Source organism: Streptomyces parvulus (assembly GCF_014648855.1).
Taxonomy (GTDB): Bacteria; Actinomycetota; Actinomycetes; order Streptomycetales; family Streptomycetaceae; genus Streptomyces; species Streptomyces parvulus.
In genome coordinates this window covers 410888-425119 of record NZ_BMRX01000010.1, presented here as the reverse complement: position 1 = coordinate 425119, position 14232 = coordinate 410888, and the positions used below count along the sequence as shown (strand labels likewise).

At 74.3% G+C, this 14232-nt stretch carries 14 protein-coding genes and 1 rRNA gene; 13 read left to right on the top strand and 2 right to left on the bottom strand.

Annotation, left to right across the window (positions count from 1 at the left end):
* The first annotated feature begins 144 nt into the window (after positions 1 to 144).
* The 3 genes from rrf to IE108_RS34690 all read left to right on the top strand — a co-directional run bounded on the left by rrf (position 145) and on the right by IE108_RS34690 (position 2238).
* Positions 145 to 261, top strand: a 5S ribosomal RNA gene (rrf, locus tag IE108_RS22250).
* A gap of 235 nt (positions 262 to 496) precedes the next feature.
* Positions 497 to 1594, top strand: a complete 1098-nt coding sequence (locus IE108_RS34695; protein WP_159394595.1) for a hypothetical protein — start codon at positions 497 to 499, stop codon at positions 1592 to 1594.
* Positions 1486 to 2238 (top strand): tetratricopeptide repeat protein, encoded by a 753-nt coding sequence (locus tag IE108_RS34690; protein ID WP_194548301.1) that lies wholly within the window; start codon positions 1486 to 1488, stop codon positions 2236 to 2238. Before IE108_RS34695 ends, IE108_RS34690 begins: the two co-directional genes overlap by 109 nt.
* A gap of 52 nt (positions 2239 to 2290) precedes the next feature.
* Here IE108_RS34690 and IE108_RS22240 read toward each other — a convergent pair whose 3' ends face one another.
* A complete protein-coding gene (locus IE108_RS22240) occupies positions 2291 to 3583 on the bottom strand; it encodes a DUF1015 domain-containing protein (protein WP_064727161.1) in 1293 nt (430 codons plus the stop codon).
* A 72-nt stretch (positions 3584 to 3655) separates the two neighbouring features.
* Here IE108_RS22240 and IE108_RS22235 point away from each other — a divergent pair, with 72 nt between their 5' ends.
* The 4 genes from IE108_RS22235 to IE108_RS22220 all read left to right on the top strand — a co-directional run bounded on the left by IE108_RS22235 (position 3656) and on the right by IE108_RS22220 (position 7781).
* Positions 3656 to 4687: an HAD hydrolase-like protein gene (locus IE108_RS22235; RefSeq protein ID WP_064727160.1), complete on the top strand. Its 1032-nt coding sequence runs from the start codon at positions 3656 to 3658 to the stop codon at positions 4685 to 4687.
* Between the two features lie 78 nt (positions 4688 to 4765).
* Positions 4766 to 5812: a FecCD family ABC transporter permease gene (locus tag IE108_RS22230; RefSeq protein ID WP_064727159.1), complete on the top strand. Its 1047-nt coding sequence runs from the start codon at positions 4766 to 4768 to the stop codon at positions 5810 to 5812.
* A 50-nt stretch (positions 5813 to 5862) separates the two neighbouring features.
* The gene (locus IE108_RS22225; RefSeq protein ID WP_064731690.1) at positions 5863 to 6900 is read left to right on the top strand and encodes a FecCD family ABC transporter permease; all 1038 of its coding nucleotides are present in this window, start codon (positions 5863 to 5865) and stop codon (positions 6898 to 6900) included.
* The gene (locus tag IE108_RS22220) at positions 6897 to 7781 is read left to right on the top strand and encodes an ABC transporter ATP-binding protein (RefSeq protein ID WP_079163466.1); all 885 of its coding nucleotides are present in this window, start codon (positions 6897 to 6899) and stop codon (positions 7779 to 7781) included. Before IE108_RS22225 ends, IE108_RS22220 begins: the two co-directional genes overlap by 4 nt.
* On the opposite strand, the gene IE108_RS22215 is transcribed toward IE108_RS22220, so the two are convergent.
* Positions 7765 to 8112, bottom strand: coding sequence for an SCP2 sterol-binding domain-containing protein (locus IE108_RS22215; RefSeq protein WP_064727157.1), 348 nt, complete (start codon positions 8110 to 8112; stop codon positions 7765 to 7767). The genes IE108_RS22220 and IE108_RS22215 overlap by 17 nt on opposite strands.
* 42 nt (positions 8113 to 8154) lie before the next feature.
* On the opposite strand from IE108_RS22215, the gene IE108_RS22210 reads away from it, so the two are divergent.
* The 6 genes from IE108_RS22210 (at position 8155) to IE108_RS22185 (ending at position 14230) form a co-directional block, all read left to right on the top strand.
* Positions 8155 to 8463 carry a hypothetical protein gene (locus IE108_RS22210; RefSeq protein WP_064727156.1) on the top strand — a complete coding sequence of 103 codons (309 nt, stop codon included), beginning with the start codon at positions 8155 to 8157 and terminating at the stop codon, positions 8461 to 8463.
* A 7-nt stretch (positions 8464 to 8470) separates the two neighbouring features.
* Entirely contained in the window at positions 8471 to 9286 is an 816-nt protein-coding gene (locus IE108_RS22205) for a hemolysin (RefSeq protein WP_064727155.1), read from the top strand.
* Positions 9283 to 10188: an NAD kinase gene (locus IE108_RS22200; protein WP_064727154.1), complete on the top strand. Its 906-nt coding sequence runs from the start codon at positions 9283 to 9285 to the stop codon at positions 10186 to 10188. Before IE108_RS22205 ends, IE108_RS22200 begins: the two co-directional genes overlap by 4 nt.
* 163 nt (positions 10189 to 10351) lie before the next feature.
* Positions 10352 to 12070 carry a DNA repair protein RecN gene (gene recN / locus IE108_RS22195; RefSeq protein ID WP_064727153.1) on the top strand — a complete coding sequence of 573 codons (1719 nt, stop codon included), beginning with the start codon at positions 10352 to 10354 and terminating at the stop codon, positions 12068 to 12070.
* Between the two features lie 55 nt (positions 12071 to 12125).
* Entirely contained in the window at positions 12126 to 12887 is a 762-nt protein-coding gene (locus IE108_RS22190; RefSeq protein WP_064727152.1) for a hypothetical protein, read from the top strand.
* Between the two features lie 194 nt (positions 12888 to 13081).
* Positions 13082 to 14230, top strand: coding sequence for a glycosyltransferase family 4 protein (locus IE108_RS22185; protein ID WP_064727151.1), 1149 nt, complete (start codon positions 13082 to 13084; stop codon positions 14228 to 14230).
* Positions 14231 to 14232: the final 2 nt, after the last annotated feature.

Below are 14232 nucleotides of genomic sequence, written 5' to 3'. Positions count from 1 at the left end.
GAGGTGACCGGTACTAATAGGCCGAGGGCTTGTCCTCAGTTGCTCGCGTCCACTGTGTTAGTTCTGAGGCAACGAACAGTTGCCGGCTTTCGAGCTGAACAGAACAATTGAAGAGTGTGCTTGTTCGCTCGAAACCATTAGGGTTTCGGTGGTCATAGCGTAGGGGAAACGCCCGGTTACATTTCGAACCCGGAAGCTAAGCCTTACAGCGCCGATGGTACTGCAGGGGGGACCCTGTGGGAGAGTAGGACGCCGCCGAACAATCTTTGGGAAGGACCCCTGGTCCCCAGCGTTCAGCTGGGGACCAGGGGTCCTTTCGTTTTTCCAGGGCGCACCGGGTACCCGGCTGCGCGAGAATGACTTTGCGGTACCGAAGACAGGAGTCACCCGATGTCCACCAACTCTCCCGACGACCGACCGGAGCGCGATCAGCGGCGCCGGGACAGTGGTGACCGCGGTGGCTTCCGTCGCGACAACGACCGCGGCGGGTTCCGCCGTGGCGACGATCGTGGCGGGCAGCGCGGTGGCGGCTTCAGCAGGGACGACCGTGACCGCGGGCCGCGTCGTGATGACCGCGATCGCGGCGGCGACCGCGGCGGGTTCCGCCGCGACGATCGTCCCTCGTTCCGTCGTGACGATCGCGGCGACCGGGGTGGGGATCGTCCTTCCTTCCGCCGTGACGACCGGCGGGATGACCGCCGTGACGACCGGGGCGGCGACCGTCCCTCCTTCCGTCGTGACGACCGCCGCGACGACCGCCGAGACGACCGGGGCGGCCAGCGGGGAGGCTTCCGCCGTGACGACCGCCGCGATGACAACCGTGGTGGCGGATACGGGCGTCGGGACGACCGCGACCGCGGACCGCGTCGCGACGACCGCGGTGACCGTCCCTCGTTCCGTCGTGACGATCGCGGCGACCGGGGTGGAGATCGTCCTCCTTTCCGCCGTGACGACCGGCGGGATGGCCGCCGTGACGACCGGGGCGACCGTCCCTCCTTCCGCCGTGACGACCGTGGCGACCGTCCCTCGTACCGTCGCGATGACCGCCGTGACGACCGCGGTGACCGTCCCCCGTTCCGTCGGGATGACCGCCGTGACGACCGTCGCGATGACCGACGTGACGACCGTCGGGATCGTCCGGCCCACCGTCGTGACGACCGTCCGCCGTTCCGCCGGGACGACCGCGGTGACCGCCCCGCCTTCCGCCGGGACGACCGGCGCGATGACCGACGTGACGACCGACGTGACGACCGCCGTGACGACCGCCGCGACGACCGCCGTGACGACCGGGGTGGCTTCCGTCGGGACGACAACCGCGGCGGTGACCGCGGTGGCTTCCGTGGCCGGGACGATCGCGGTGGGCGCGGCCCCCGTCGGGACGACCGGGGAGGCCGGCCCGGAGGGTTCCGAGGACGCGACGACCGGCAGGGTGGCGGCGGCCGCTTCCGTGAGGAGCGGGACCGCGACCGGGAGCCGATCAAGCGCCTGCCGATCCCCGAGGAGGTCACGGGTGACGAGATCGACAAGGACGTGCGGCAGGAGCTGCAGAGCCTGCCCAAGACGCTCGCGGAGGACGTCGCCAGGAACCTGGTGATGGTCGCCAGGCTGCTCGACGAGGACCCGGAGTCGGCGTACGGCTACTCCAGGGTGGCCCTGCGGCTGGCGTCCCGTGTCGCCGCCGTGCGGGAGGCGGCCGGGTTCGCCGCGTACGCCAACCAGAAGTACAGCGAGGCGCTGGCGGAGTTCCGGGCGGCGCGGCGGATGACCGGTTCCGTGGAGCTGTGGCCGGTGATGGCCGACTGCGAGCGCGGGCTGGGCCGGCCGGAGAAGGCGCTCGACATGGCCGGCACCCCAGAGGTGCACAAGCTGGACAAGGCCGGTCAGGTCGAGATGCGTCTCGTGGCGGCCGGCGCCCGGCGCGACATGGGGCAGCTGGACGCGGCCATCGTGACGCTCCAGAGCCCCGAGCTGGCCTCCAACTCCGTACAGCCGTGGACCGCGCGGCTGCGGTACGCGTACGCCGACGCTCTGCTGGCCGCGGGCCGTGAGCAGGAGGCGCGGGAGTGGTTCGCGAAGGCCGTCGAGTCCGACCGGGACGGCAGCACCGACGCCTCCGACCGGCTGGCCGAGCTGGACGGCGTGGACTTCGTGGACGCCCTCGACGAGGACGAGGACGAGGCCGGCGAGAGCCGGGGGACCACCTCGGGCGACGAGGCCGAGAGCGACGGCAGGGGCTGACGCGCTGACGGAAGGGGCGGGACCGTGCACACGGTCCCGCCCCTTTCGCGTGTCAGCCGTCGAGTGCGCGCAGTACCAGGCCCGAGGCCGGCTTCGGGCCGAACGACGTCGACTTGCGGGGCATCGTCACGCCCTGGCGGGCCAGTTCGCGGACGACCTCCTCGCGGACCGGGTGCATCAGCACCGCCGTGCCGCCGTCGCGTTCCGCCTTCTCCACGGTCGCCGCCGTGTCGTGGATGTACGAGACGTGGGCCGCCGAGTCGTCGGGGACGTGCCACACGTGCGCGAGGAGCGTCGAGTGCAGAACGGTCGCGTCCAGCGTCCGCCATGCCTCGGGCCGGTCGGCGGGGACCGTGCGGGCCAGCAGCGCCGGGTCCGGGCGGTCCACGAGGTGGAACGCGCCGTCGCCGGCGAGCAGGAAGGCGTTGCCCGTGGCGGCCGCCTCCGCGAGGGTGCTCAGGGACTCCGCCGGCGGTGTCTCCAGGCGGCGGACGCGGAAGTGGCCGTCCAGGGCGCTCACCGCGTCCCGTACCGGGAGGTCGTGCAGCAGGCGGTGGATGGCCCGGACCCGGAGGGGATAGCGGACCGTGTCGACCAGGAGGACCAGGCCGTGGTCCCAGGGGCTCGGGGAGGGGTGCTCGGCGCGGAGTGTGCGGTAGGTCGCCCAGCGGTGGTGGCCGTCCGCGATCAGGGCCTGGTGGCGCGCCAGTTCGGCACGGACCCGGGCCACGGTGCCGGGGTCGGTGACCGACCACAGGCGGTGGTGGTATCCGTCCTCCGTGGTCGTCGCGAGCAGTGGTGGCTGCCCGGCCGTGTGCTCCACCAGGGCGCTGGTGGCGGCCGTGGTGTCGTCGCCGCGGTAGGTCAGGAGCAGGGGTTCGAGGTTCGTCCAGGTGGCGCGCATCAGCGCGGCGCGGTCGGCGACGACGTGCGGCATGACGTCCTCGTGCGGCAGGACGACCCGCTCGTCGGGGTCCGAGACGCGCAGGGCGCCGATGATGCCGCGTTGCAGCAGGCCGTCGTCGGCACGCTGTTCGTAGACGTACAGGCCCGGCTCGGGGTCGGTGGTGAGGACGCCCTCCGCCAGCCAGCGCCGCAGCGTCCGGGCGGCCTGGCGGTGGCGCTCCTCCGGGGTGGCGGCCTGCGGCAGGATCAGGCGGACGATGTTGTGCGGGTCGGCGGACTCGAGGTGGAGCAGGCCGTCGGGGCGGACCACGACGTCGTAGGGCGGGGACGTCACGGCGGCCAGGCTGCCGACCCGGTCGGGGTCGTAGCGGAGGCCTCGGAACGGGGTGAGTTCCAGGCCCCGGTGCGCCGTTGCTTCCGGGTGACCTGCAGAGTTCATCCCGGCATCGTACGTCTGTCGGTGGCATGGGGGATGATCGGGGGAAAGGCGTCGAACGAGGAGCGATGTGCAATGAGCCGGAGCGTCAGGACGAGGCCCGCGGGCAGTGGGCGGCACCTGAGCGAGGCGTACGACACGGCGCTGCTCGACCTGGACGGTGTGGTGTACGCGGGCGGCGACGCGATCGCGCACGCGGTCGACTCGCTGGCCGCGGCCCGCGACGGCGGCATGCACCTCGCCTACGTGACGAACAACGCGCTGCGGACCCCGGACGCGGTGGCCGGGCACCTCACCGAGCTGGGGATCGCCGCGGACGCCGCCGACGTCATCACGTCGGCGCAGGCGGTGGCCCGGCTGATCGCCGAACAGCTGCCGTCCGGCGCGCGGGTGCTGGTGATCGGCGGCGAGGGACTGCGCGTGGCGCTGCGTGAACGCGGCCTCGAACCGGTGGAGTCCGCCGAGGACGATCCGGCGGCCGTGGTGCAGGGATACGGCGGACCCGAGCTGCCGTGGGGGCGTTTCGCCGAGGCGTGCTACGCGATCGCGCGGGGTGTGCCCTGGTACGCCTCCAACACCGACCTCACGATCCCGGGCGACCGCGGCATCGCCCCGGGCAACGGCGCGGCGGTGGAGGTCGTGCGGATCGCGACCGGCGCCGAACCCCAGGTCGCGGGCAAGCCCCTGCCGCCCATGCACCGGGAGACGATCCTGCGGACCGGTGCGCGGCGGCCGTTGGTCGTCGGGGACCGGCTGGACACGGACATCGAGGGCGCGTTCAACGGCGAGGTCGACTCGCTGCTCGTGCTGACCGGCGTCACCGACGCACCCCAGCTGCTGGCCGCGCCGCCCCGGCACCGGCCGACGTACGTCGACGCCGATCTGCGCGGACTGCTCACCGGGCAGCCCGAGGTCACCGGCGACGCGGACGGAGGCTTCGGCTGCGGCGGCTGGACGGCGACGGCGGGGGAGGAGCGGCTGGAGCTGGCGGGCGAGGGCGAGGCGCTGGACGGTCTGCGCGCGCTGTGCGCGGCGGCCTGGACGGCGGGCGGGAAGGAAGCGTGCGGTCTGGACGCGGGGAAGGCGCTGGCGCGGCTGGGACTGTGAGGAGCCCCACGGGACGTGCGGGGCGGGCCCGGACCACGGGATCGTGATCGCTTGGCAGGGTAGGCTAGCCTAACCAGCGTGTTGGTCGAGAGTCCCCCCGAACAGCGCGCGGAGTCCGCTCCCGCGCCGCCCGCCAAGCGACGTGCCCTGCGTGCCGCTGGGCTGCTCGTCTCCGTGGCCCTGCTGGTCCTCATCGTGCTGGCCAGCATCGCGATCGGTGCCAAGGACCTGTCCCTGGCGCAGGTCTGGCACGGTCTGTTCCACGACTCGGGCGGTTACGGAGACGTCGTGGTCGGCGAGCGGCAGTCGCGCACCGTGCTCGGGCTGCTGGCCGGGGCCGCGCTCGGCCTCGCGGGGGCGGTGCTCCAGGCGCTCACCCGCAATCCGCTGGCCGACCCAGGACTGCTCGGCATCAACGCGGGAGCGTCGGCCGCGGTCGTCACGGCCATCACCTTCCTCGGCGTCACCTCGCTGACGGGATACGTCTGGTTCGCCTTCGCCGGTGCGGCCGGGGTCGGCGCGCTGGTCTGGTTCCTGGGCGGCAGCCGGGGAGCCACGCCGGTGCGGCTGGTGCTGGCCGGCACGGCGATCAGCGCCGCGCTGTTCGGCTATCTCCAGGCCGTGATGATCATGGATGACGCGGCGCTGGGCAGGATGCGCTTCTGGACGGTGGGCTCGCTCGCCTCGGCGACCGACGACACCATCATGGAGGTGCTGCCGTTCTTCGCCGTGGGCACGGTCCTCGCCCTCGCGCTCGCCCGGCCGCTCAACGCCATGGAGATGGGCGACGACACCGCCAAGGCGCTCGGCGCCAACCTGAACCGCACCCGCGCGCTCTCGATGCTGGCCGCCACCGTGCTGTGCGGGGCGGCGACCGCGGCCTGCGGGCCGATCGTGTTCGTCGGACTGATGGTCCCGCACATCGTCCGCTCCTTCACCGGGCCCGACCTGCGCTGGATCCTGCCGTACGCGGCGATCCTGTCGCCGGTGCTGCTGCTCGGCGCGGACGTCCTCGGCCGGATCGTCGCGCGGCCGGCGGAGCTCCAGGTCGGCATCGTGACGGCCGTGCTCGGCGGGCCGGTCTTCATCTATCTCGTACGACGGCGGAGGACGGCCCAGCTGTGAGGACCGCCAGGAACGCGAAGAGCGCCAGGAACGCGAAGAGCGTGCCGACCGTGAGGAGCAACCGGGCCGTGCGCGGTCCGGGCGGCCTGTCGTTCCGCCTGGACGTGCGGGCCGTGGTCGTCGTCGCCCTGCTGCTGGTCGTCGCGCTCGCCGCGAGCGTGCTGCTGATCGGCACCGGCGACTTCGACATACCCGCCGCCGACGTGCTGCGGACCCTGTTCGGCGGGGGCAACGCGGGGCAGGAGTTCATCGTCAACGAGCTGCGGCTGCCCAGGGTCCTGGTCGGCCTGCTGGTCGGCGCCGCCCTCGGGGTGGGCGGGGCGCTGTTCCAGGCCATCTCGCGCAACCCGCTGGGCAGTCCGGACGTGCTCGGCCTCGGACAGGGGGCGACCGCCGGCGCGCTCACCATGATCGTCCTGTTCTCCGGCAGCTCCGCCCAGGTCACCTTCGGCGCGCTCGCCGGCGGTCTGATCACCGGCACCGCCATCTACCTGCTCGCCTGGAAGCGGGGCGTGCACGGGTACCGGCTGGTCCTGGTGGGCATCGGCGTGTCCGCGATCGTCACCGCGGTCAACGGCTATCTCCTCACCCGGGCCGACATCGTCGACGCCTCCCGCGCGGTCGTCTGGATGACCGGTTCCCTCAACGGCCGTGACTGGGACCAGGTCTGGCCGCTGCTCGCGCTGTGCGCCGTGCTCGTGCCGCTCGTGCTCGGCAACGGGCGGGCGCTGCGGATGATGGAGATGGGCGACGACGTCTCGTACGCCCTCGGGGTGCGCGTGGAGCGGGTGCGTGCGCTGCTGATGGTGGCCGCCGTGCTGCTCACCGCCGCCGCCACGGCCGCCGCGGGTCCGGTCAGCTTCGTGGCGCTCACGGCGCCGCAGCTGGCCCGCCGGCTGACCCGCTCGCCGGGCCCCAACCTGCTGCCGTCGCTGTGCATGGGCGCCGCGCTGCTGGTCGGCGCCGACTGGGTGTCCCAGCGGGCCTTCGGCGCCGACCAGCTGCCCGTGGGCGTGGTCACCGGCGTCGTCGGCGGCGTCTACCTGCTGTGGCTGCTGGTCACCGAGCGCAAGGCGGGCCGGATATGAGGCCCGGCACCGGTGTCCCCAGCGGGCTGACCAATCAAAGGAGCAACGTGAACCGCCTGACCGCAGAGAACGTCACCCTCGCCTACGACCAGCGGGTCATCGCCGAGCGGCTGTCGGTGGAGATACCCGACAACTCCTTCACGGTGATCGTCGGCCCGAACGCGTGCGGCAAGTCCACCCTGCTGCGGGCGCTGTCGAGGATGCTCAAGCCCGCCGACGGCCGGGTCCTGCTCGACGGCGCGGTCATCCAGTCGATGCCGGCCAAGCAGGTCGCCCGCACCCTCGGACTGCTGCCCCAGTCGTCCATCGCGCCGGACGGGATCACCGTCGGCGACCTCGTGGGCCGGGGCCGCTATCCCCACCAGGGCCTGCTGCGGCAGTGGTCGGCCGAGGACGAGCGGGTGGTGCAGGAGTCCATGGCGCAGACCGGTGTCGCCGAACTCGCCGAGCGCTACGTGGACGAGCTCTCCGGCGGTCAGCGCCAGCGCGTGTGGATCGCCATGGCGCTCGCCCAGCAGACGCCGCTGCTGCTGCTCGACGAGCCGACGACGTACCTGGACATCCAGCACCAGATCGACGTCCTGGACCTGTGCGCCGAGCTCCACGAGGAGCAGGGCCGCACGCTCGTGGCGGTCCTGCACGACCTCAACCACGCCGCCCGGTACGCCACCCACCTCATCGCGCTGCGCGACGGGGAGATCATCGCCGAGGGCGCGCCCGGCGACATCGTCACGGCGGACCTCGTCGAGCGGGTCTTCGGGCTGCGCTGCCAGGTCATCGACGACCCCGAGACGGGCACGCCGCTGGTGGTGCCGGCCGCGCGCAGGGCGCGGGGTGCCGGTCCCGCGCCGGCGAGGGCGGCGGCTACAAAAGTTTCCTGAGCCGGAACAGGTCGCGCAGGCCCGCCTCGAGACGCACCCGGCCCGAGCCCCAGGCCTTGGCGAAGTTCAGCTCGCCGGCGACCAGCGCCACCAGGTCGTCGCCGGTCATCGCCAGCCTGATCTCGGCCTTCTCGCGCGGCGGCCCGGCCAGGGTCTCGCGCACGTCGATCGCGCCGTCGGCCATGCGCCCGGCGAAGGTGACGTCCAGGTCGGTGATGTGGCAGCTCACCGAGCGGTCCAGCCCGGCGGCCGACCGCACGTCCCCTTCGGCGCCCCGCATGTGGTCCGAGAGCTTGTCGAGTGCGGCGCGGCACTCCTCAGTCGTCGCCATCGGGACGAACCGTACCCCAGCGGCACGCGGTAGCGTCGGGGCATGAGCGACGCAGTACCTGAGCCGGCGGGCCAGGAGAACGGGGCCGCGCCCGAGCCCCAGCAGGCGGAGGCCGGGTACGAGCCCGCGGCCCCCGCGCCCCTGGACGTCCCCCGCACCCCCACCGGGAACGCCGAGGTCGACGCCCGGCTGGCGCGGCTGGCCGACGCCGACCACCTGGCCACGGACGGGCACGTCGAGGTGTACGAGGATGTACACCGGGGGCTGCGCGACGCGCTCACCGCGCTCGACGCCCGCCCGGGACCCCCGGCGCCCCCGTCGCCGCCATCACCGTACGACCGCAGGAGCTGAACCGAACGTGGCAGGAGTCGCACGCCGCCGTCTCGACGCGGAGCTGGTCCGCCGCAAGCTGGCGCGCTCGCGCGAGCACGCGAGCCAGCTGATCGCCGCCGGGCGGGTCTCCGTCGGCAAGACCGTCGCGACCAAGCCCGCCACGCAGGTGGAGACGGCCGCCGCGATCGTGGTCACCGACGACGACGGCGATCCCGACTACGTCTCGCGCGGCGGCCACAAGCTCGCCGGCGCCCTCGCGGCCTTCGGACCCGAAGGGCTCGTCGTCGCCGGCCGGCGCGCCCTGGACGCCGGCGCGTCCACCGGCGGCTTCACCGACGTACTGCTGCGGGCGGGTGCCGCCCACGTGGTCGCCGTCGACGTGGGATACGGACAACTCGCATGGAGTCTCCGGCAGGATGAACGCGTCACCGTCAAGGACCGTACGAACGTACGCGAGTTGACGCTGGAGGCGATTGACGGGGAGGCGGTGGATCTTGTCGTGGGTGATCTCTCCTTCATTCCGCTCGGACTGGTACTGCCCGCTCTGGCGCGATGCACCCGGCCGGGCGCCGACCTGGTGATGATGGTCAAGCCGCAGTTCGAGGTGGGCAAGGAGCGGCTGGGCAGCGGGGGAGTGGTGCGCAGTGCGCAGCTGCGGGCCGAGGCCGTGCTGGGCGTGGCCCGCAGGGCCTGGGAACTGGGACTCGGTGCGGAGGGGGTCACCGCCAGTCCGCTGCCGGGTCCCTCCGGGAACGTCGAGTACTTTCTGTGGCTGCGGGCCGGGGCCGGTGAAGTGGACCCGGCCGACGTTGACCGTGCAGTGGCGGAGGGGCCGCGTTGACACAGAACCGAGCGCGTACTGTTTTCCTGCTCGCCCACACCGGGCGTCCCGCCGCCATCCGCAGCGCGGAGCTGGTGGTCAAGGGGCTGCTGCGGGCCGGGATCGGGGTCCGGGTGCTGGAGGCGGAGGCGCGGGACCTGCCGCTGCCGAGCGAGGTGCAGCTGGTCGGCGAGGCCACCCCGCAGTGCCTCGACGGGTGCGAGCTGCTGATCGTGCTGGGCGGTGACGGCACGCTGCTGCGCGGCGCCGAGTTCGCGCGCGCGTCCGGCGTGCCGATGCTCGGGGTCAACCTCGGGCGGGTCGGCTTCCTCGCCGAGGCCGAGCGGGACGACCTGGACAAGGTCGTCGACCGGGTGGTGAGCCGGGCCTACGAGGTCGAGGAGCGGATGACCGTCGACGTCGTCGTGCACCGCAACGGCGACATCGTGCACACCGACTGGGCGCTCAACGAGGCGGCGGTGCAGAAGGCGGGCGCCGAGAAGCTGCTGGAGGTCGTCCTGGAGATCGACGGGCGGCCGGTGACCGGGTTCGGCTGCGACGGCATCGTGCTGTCCACGCCGACCGGGTCGACGGCGTACGCCTTCTCCGCCGGCGGGCCGGTGGTGTGGCCCGAGGTCGAGGCGCTGCTGATGGTGCCGATCAGTGCGCACGCGCTGTTCGCGAAGCCGCTGGTGACCTCGCCGGACTCCGTGCTCGCCGTGGAGGTGCTGCCGCACATCCCGCCGGGGGTGCTGTGGTGCGACGGGCGGCGGACGGTGGAGTTGCCGCCGGGGGCGCGGGTGGAGGTTCGGCGGGGGGCGGTGCCGGTGCGGCTGGCTCGGCTGCATCATGCGTCCTTCACCGACCGGCTGGTGGCGAAGTTCGCGTTGCCGGTGTCCGGGTGGCGCGGGGCGCCGCACTAGCGGACTCGATGGGGTGGTTCGGTGGGTCGGCGGCCGCGGGTGCGTCGTGGCTGGTTGCGCGGTTCCCCGCGCCCCTGAGCGGCATGCGGTCCCCGGCGTGGGAGGGCGGCCTGTGTGCACTCCGCGGCCTCGACCTCGTAAGGTCGTGTCCGTGCTTGAGGAGATGCGGATACGGTCGCTCGGAGTCATCGACGACGCCGTGGTCGAGCTGTCGCCCGGGTTCACCGCTGTCACCGGTGAGACGGGCGCCGGCAAGACCATGGTGGTCACCAGCCTCGGGCTGCTGCTGGGCGGACGCGCGGACGCGGCGCTGGTGCGGATCGGCGCGAAGAACGCGGTCGTCGAGGGGCGGATCGCCGTCCCCGGGGGCGCCGCGGCCGCCGTCCGGGCCGAGGAGGCCGGGGCCGAGCTGGACGACGGGGCACTGCTGATCAGCCGCACCGTGTCCGCCGAGGGGCGCTCGCGGGCGCATCTGGGCGGGCGGTCCGTGCCCGTGGGGATGCTCGCCGAGCTGGCCGACGAACTGGTGGCCGTGCACGGGCAGACCGACCAGCAGGGGCTGCTGAAGCTGTCCCGGCAGCGGCAGGCGCTCGACCGGTACGCGGGCGACGCGGTCGCCGGACCGCTCGACAAGTACGCGGGGGCCTACCGGCGGCTGCGGGCCGTGGCCACCGAGCTGGACGAGATCACGACGCGCGCGCGTGAGCGCGCCCAGGAGGCCGACCTGCTGCGCTACGGCCTCGAAGAGGTGGCGGCCGTCGAGCCGCGCGCCGGTGAGGACGTGGAGCTGGCGGAGGAGGCCGAGCGGCTGGGACACGCGGAGGCGCTCGCCTCGGCCGCCACCGCCGCCCACGCCGCCCTGGCGGGCAACCCCGAGGACCCCGAGGGCGTCGACGCGGCGACCCTCGTCGCGGGCGCGCAGCGGGCCCTGGACGCCGTGCGGTCGCACGATCCGGCGCTGGCCGCGCTCGCCGAGCGGATCGGCGAGGTCGGCATCCTGCTGCGGGACGTGGCCGGTGAACTGGCGGGGTACGCCGACGACCTGGACGCCGATCCGCTGCGGCTGGCCGCGGTCGAGGAGCGGCGGGCCGCGCTCACCGCGCTGACCCGGAAGTACGGCGAGGACGTCGCCACGGTGCTGGCGTGGTCCGAGCAGAGCGCCGCGCGGCTGACCGAGCTGGACGGCGACGACGAGCGGATCGGCGAACTGACCGCGGAACGGGACGCGCTGCGGGAGGAGCTGGGCGGGCTGGCGCAGGCGCTGTCCGACGCGCGGACGGAGGCCGCCGAGCGGTTCGCCGCCGCGGTCACGGCCGAGCTGGCCTCGCTCGCGATGCCCCACGCGCGCGTGTCGTTCGAGATCCGGCAGACCGAGGATCCCGAGGGCGTCGAGGTCGGCGGCCGCACCGTCGCGTACGGGCCGTCGGGTGCCGACGAGGTCGAGCTGCTGCTGGCCCCGCACCCCGGGGCTCCGCCGCGGCCGATCGCCAAGGGCGCCTCCGGGGGTGAGCTCTCGCGCGTGATGCTGGCCGTGGAGGTCGTGTTCGCCGGGACCGACCCGGTGCCGACGTACCTCTTCGACGAGGTCGACGCCGGTGTCGGCGGCAAGGCGGCGGTGGAGATCGGCCGGCGCCTCGCGCGGCTCGCGAAGAGCGCGCAGGTCGTGGTCGTCACGCACCTGCCGCAGGTCGCCGCGTTCGCCGACCGGCAGCTCCTGGTGGAGAAGACCAACGACGGTTCGGTCACCCGCTCCGGCGTGAAGGTCCTGGAGGGCGAGGAGCGCATCCGCGAGCTCTCCCGCATGCTGGCCGGCCAGGAGGACTCGGAGACGGCACGCGCCCACGCGGAGGAACTGCTCGAAACGGCGCGGGCGGACGCCTAGGGCCTGTCCGGCCGGCTCCGGGGGCACGGTCCCGGGCGCCCCGTAGGGTGTCCGGATGATCGGACCCGGCGGCCGCGCCGCCTCCTTCGCCCTCGCCGCCGGAGTGGCCCGGGCAGCCCTGACCGCGCTGCGTACCGTGCCGCCGGGCGGCCGGGCGCGCTGGGAGCGGGTGAACCACGCCGGCCGGACGGTGGATCTGTACGCCGGCCCCGCCTGCGCCCTGGCGGCGGCGGGCGGCGCCGCGCGGGTCGGGCCCGCCGCCGGGCTCGCCGTGCTCGCGGCCGGTGCGTGCGGCGCCTACGACGACCTGGCCGGCGCGGGCGACGCCCGGCGCGGGTTCCGGGCGCATCTGACGGCGCTGCGGCGGGGCGAGGTCACCAGCGGTGCGGTGAAGCTGTTCGGCATCTCCGCGGCCGCGCTCGCCGCGGGGACCGCGCTCGGGCGGCGGCCCCTGGACAGGCTGCTGGCCGGTGTCGTCGTCGCCGGGGCCGCGCACTTCGTCAACCTCGTCGACGTCCGCCCCGGCCGGGCCGGTGCAGCGGTCCTCGCGCTCGGGGCGCCGGGGCTGCTGCGCGCGGGCCCCGGGGCGCGCACGGCCGCCGTCGCCATGGGAGCGGCCGCGGCCGTACTGCCCGACGACCTCGCGGAGCGCACCATGCTCGGGGACACGGGGGCGCACGCCCTCGGCGCGGCGCTCGGCGTGGCGGTGGCGGCGGCGGGCGGGCGCGGAACGCTCGCCGTCCACGCGGTGGCCCTGGTCGGCGCGGCGGTGCGGGCCGAGGTGGCCGCGGGCCGCCAGGGTCACTCGTGTGGGTGAAACGATGTCGTTGTGTTGCCCAGGTGATCGGGCGGTCGCGGGGGTCGTCGTTCCCGGAACACCCGTACGGCCTGGCATCCTTGACGGTGTGACGCGCCAAGGACGCGCGGCGCGCACCCTCCGCACCATCGTTCTGTACGTTCTTCGTGTTCCACCCCCGTCCCACCCCCGCCGAACCAGGAGCCCCGGGCCAGGTGACCCCCGTGAGCAGCCACCCACCGCACGGCCAGTCGCCGCTGCGCACCGTGCAGGTGCTGGGCGGCGGCAACGCCGGCAGCAGCGCGCACGTGCGCTCGCTGGCCGCGGGGCTCGTCGCCAGGGGCGTGAAGGTCACGGTGTGCGCCCCCGTCGAGGCCGAGTGCACCTACGACTTCACGGGCACCGGCGCCGACCACGTGCACGTGCCGCGCAGCAGCGACCCCGTCTCGGTGGCCGCGCTGCGGGCGGCGTGCGCGGACGCCGACCTCGTGCACGCGCACGGGCTGCACGCCTCCTTCCGCGCGGCGCTGGCCCTCAGCGGGCGCCGGGTGCGCACCCCGCTCGTCGTCACCTGGCACGACCGCGCGCACGCCGAGGGAGCCCGCGCCCACCTGCTGCGCGCGCTGGAACGCCGGGTGATGCGGGCCGCCACCGTCGTCCTCGGCACCACCTCGCAACTCGTCGACGGCGCGCGGCAGACCGGCGCGCGCGACGCCCGGCTCGGCCCCGTCGCGCTCCCCGGCCGCACCGCCCGCCCGGCCGGACCCGAGGACCCCGACCGGCTGCGCCCCAAGCTCCGGGCCGAACTCGGCGCCGTGGAACGCCCGTTGCTGGTCGCCGTCGGCTCCCTGGAGGAACACCGGGGCTACGACGTCCTGCTCGACGCCGCGCACGTGTGGCGCCGCCTCGACCCCGCCCCGCTGGTCGTCGTCGCGGGGGAGGGACCGCTCCGCGGGGAACTGCAGCGACGGATCGAGCGCGAGGCGCTGCCCGTGCTTCTCGCCGGCCGCCGCGACGACGTCCCCGACCTGCTGGCCGCCGCCGACCTCGCGCTGCTGCCGGCCCGCCGGGAGACCGGCCGCTCCGTGCTCGCCCAGGAGGCGCTGCACGCGTGCGTGCCGCTCGTCGCCGCCGACGTGGGCGGCATCCCCGAACTCGTCGGCGACGCCGCCGAACTGGTCCCGGCCGGTGACGCCGCGGCCCTCGCCGACAGCGTCGTCCGCCTGCTCGCCGACCCCGACCGGCAAGACCGGCTCCGGGACCGCGGCGTGCGGCAGGCGGCCACCTGGCCGACGGAGGACGAGACCGTCGCCCAGGTCCTCAGCGTCTACGACGAGCTGACCCAGCCCACGCCGCTGCTCTAGCT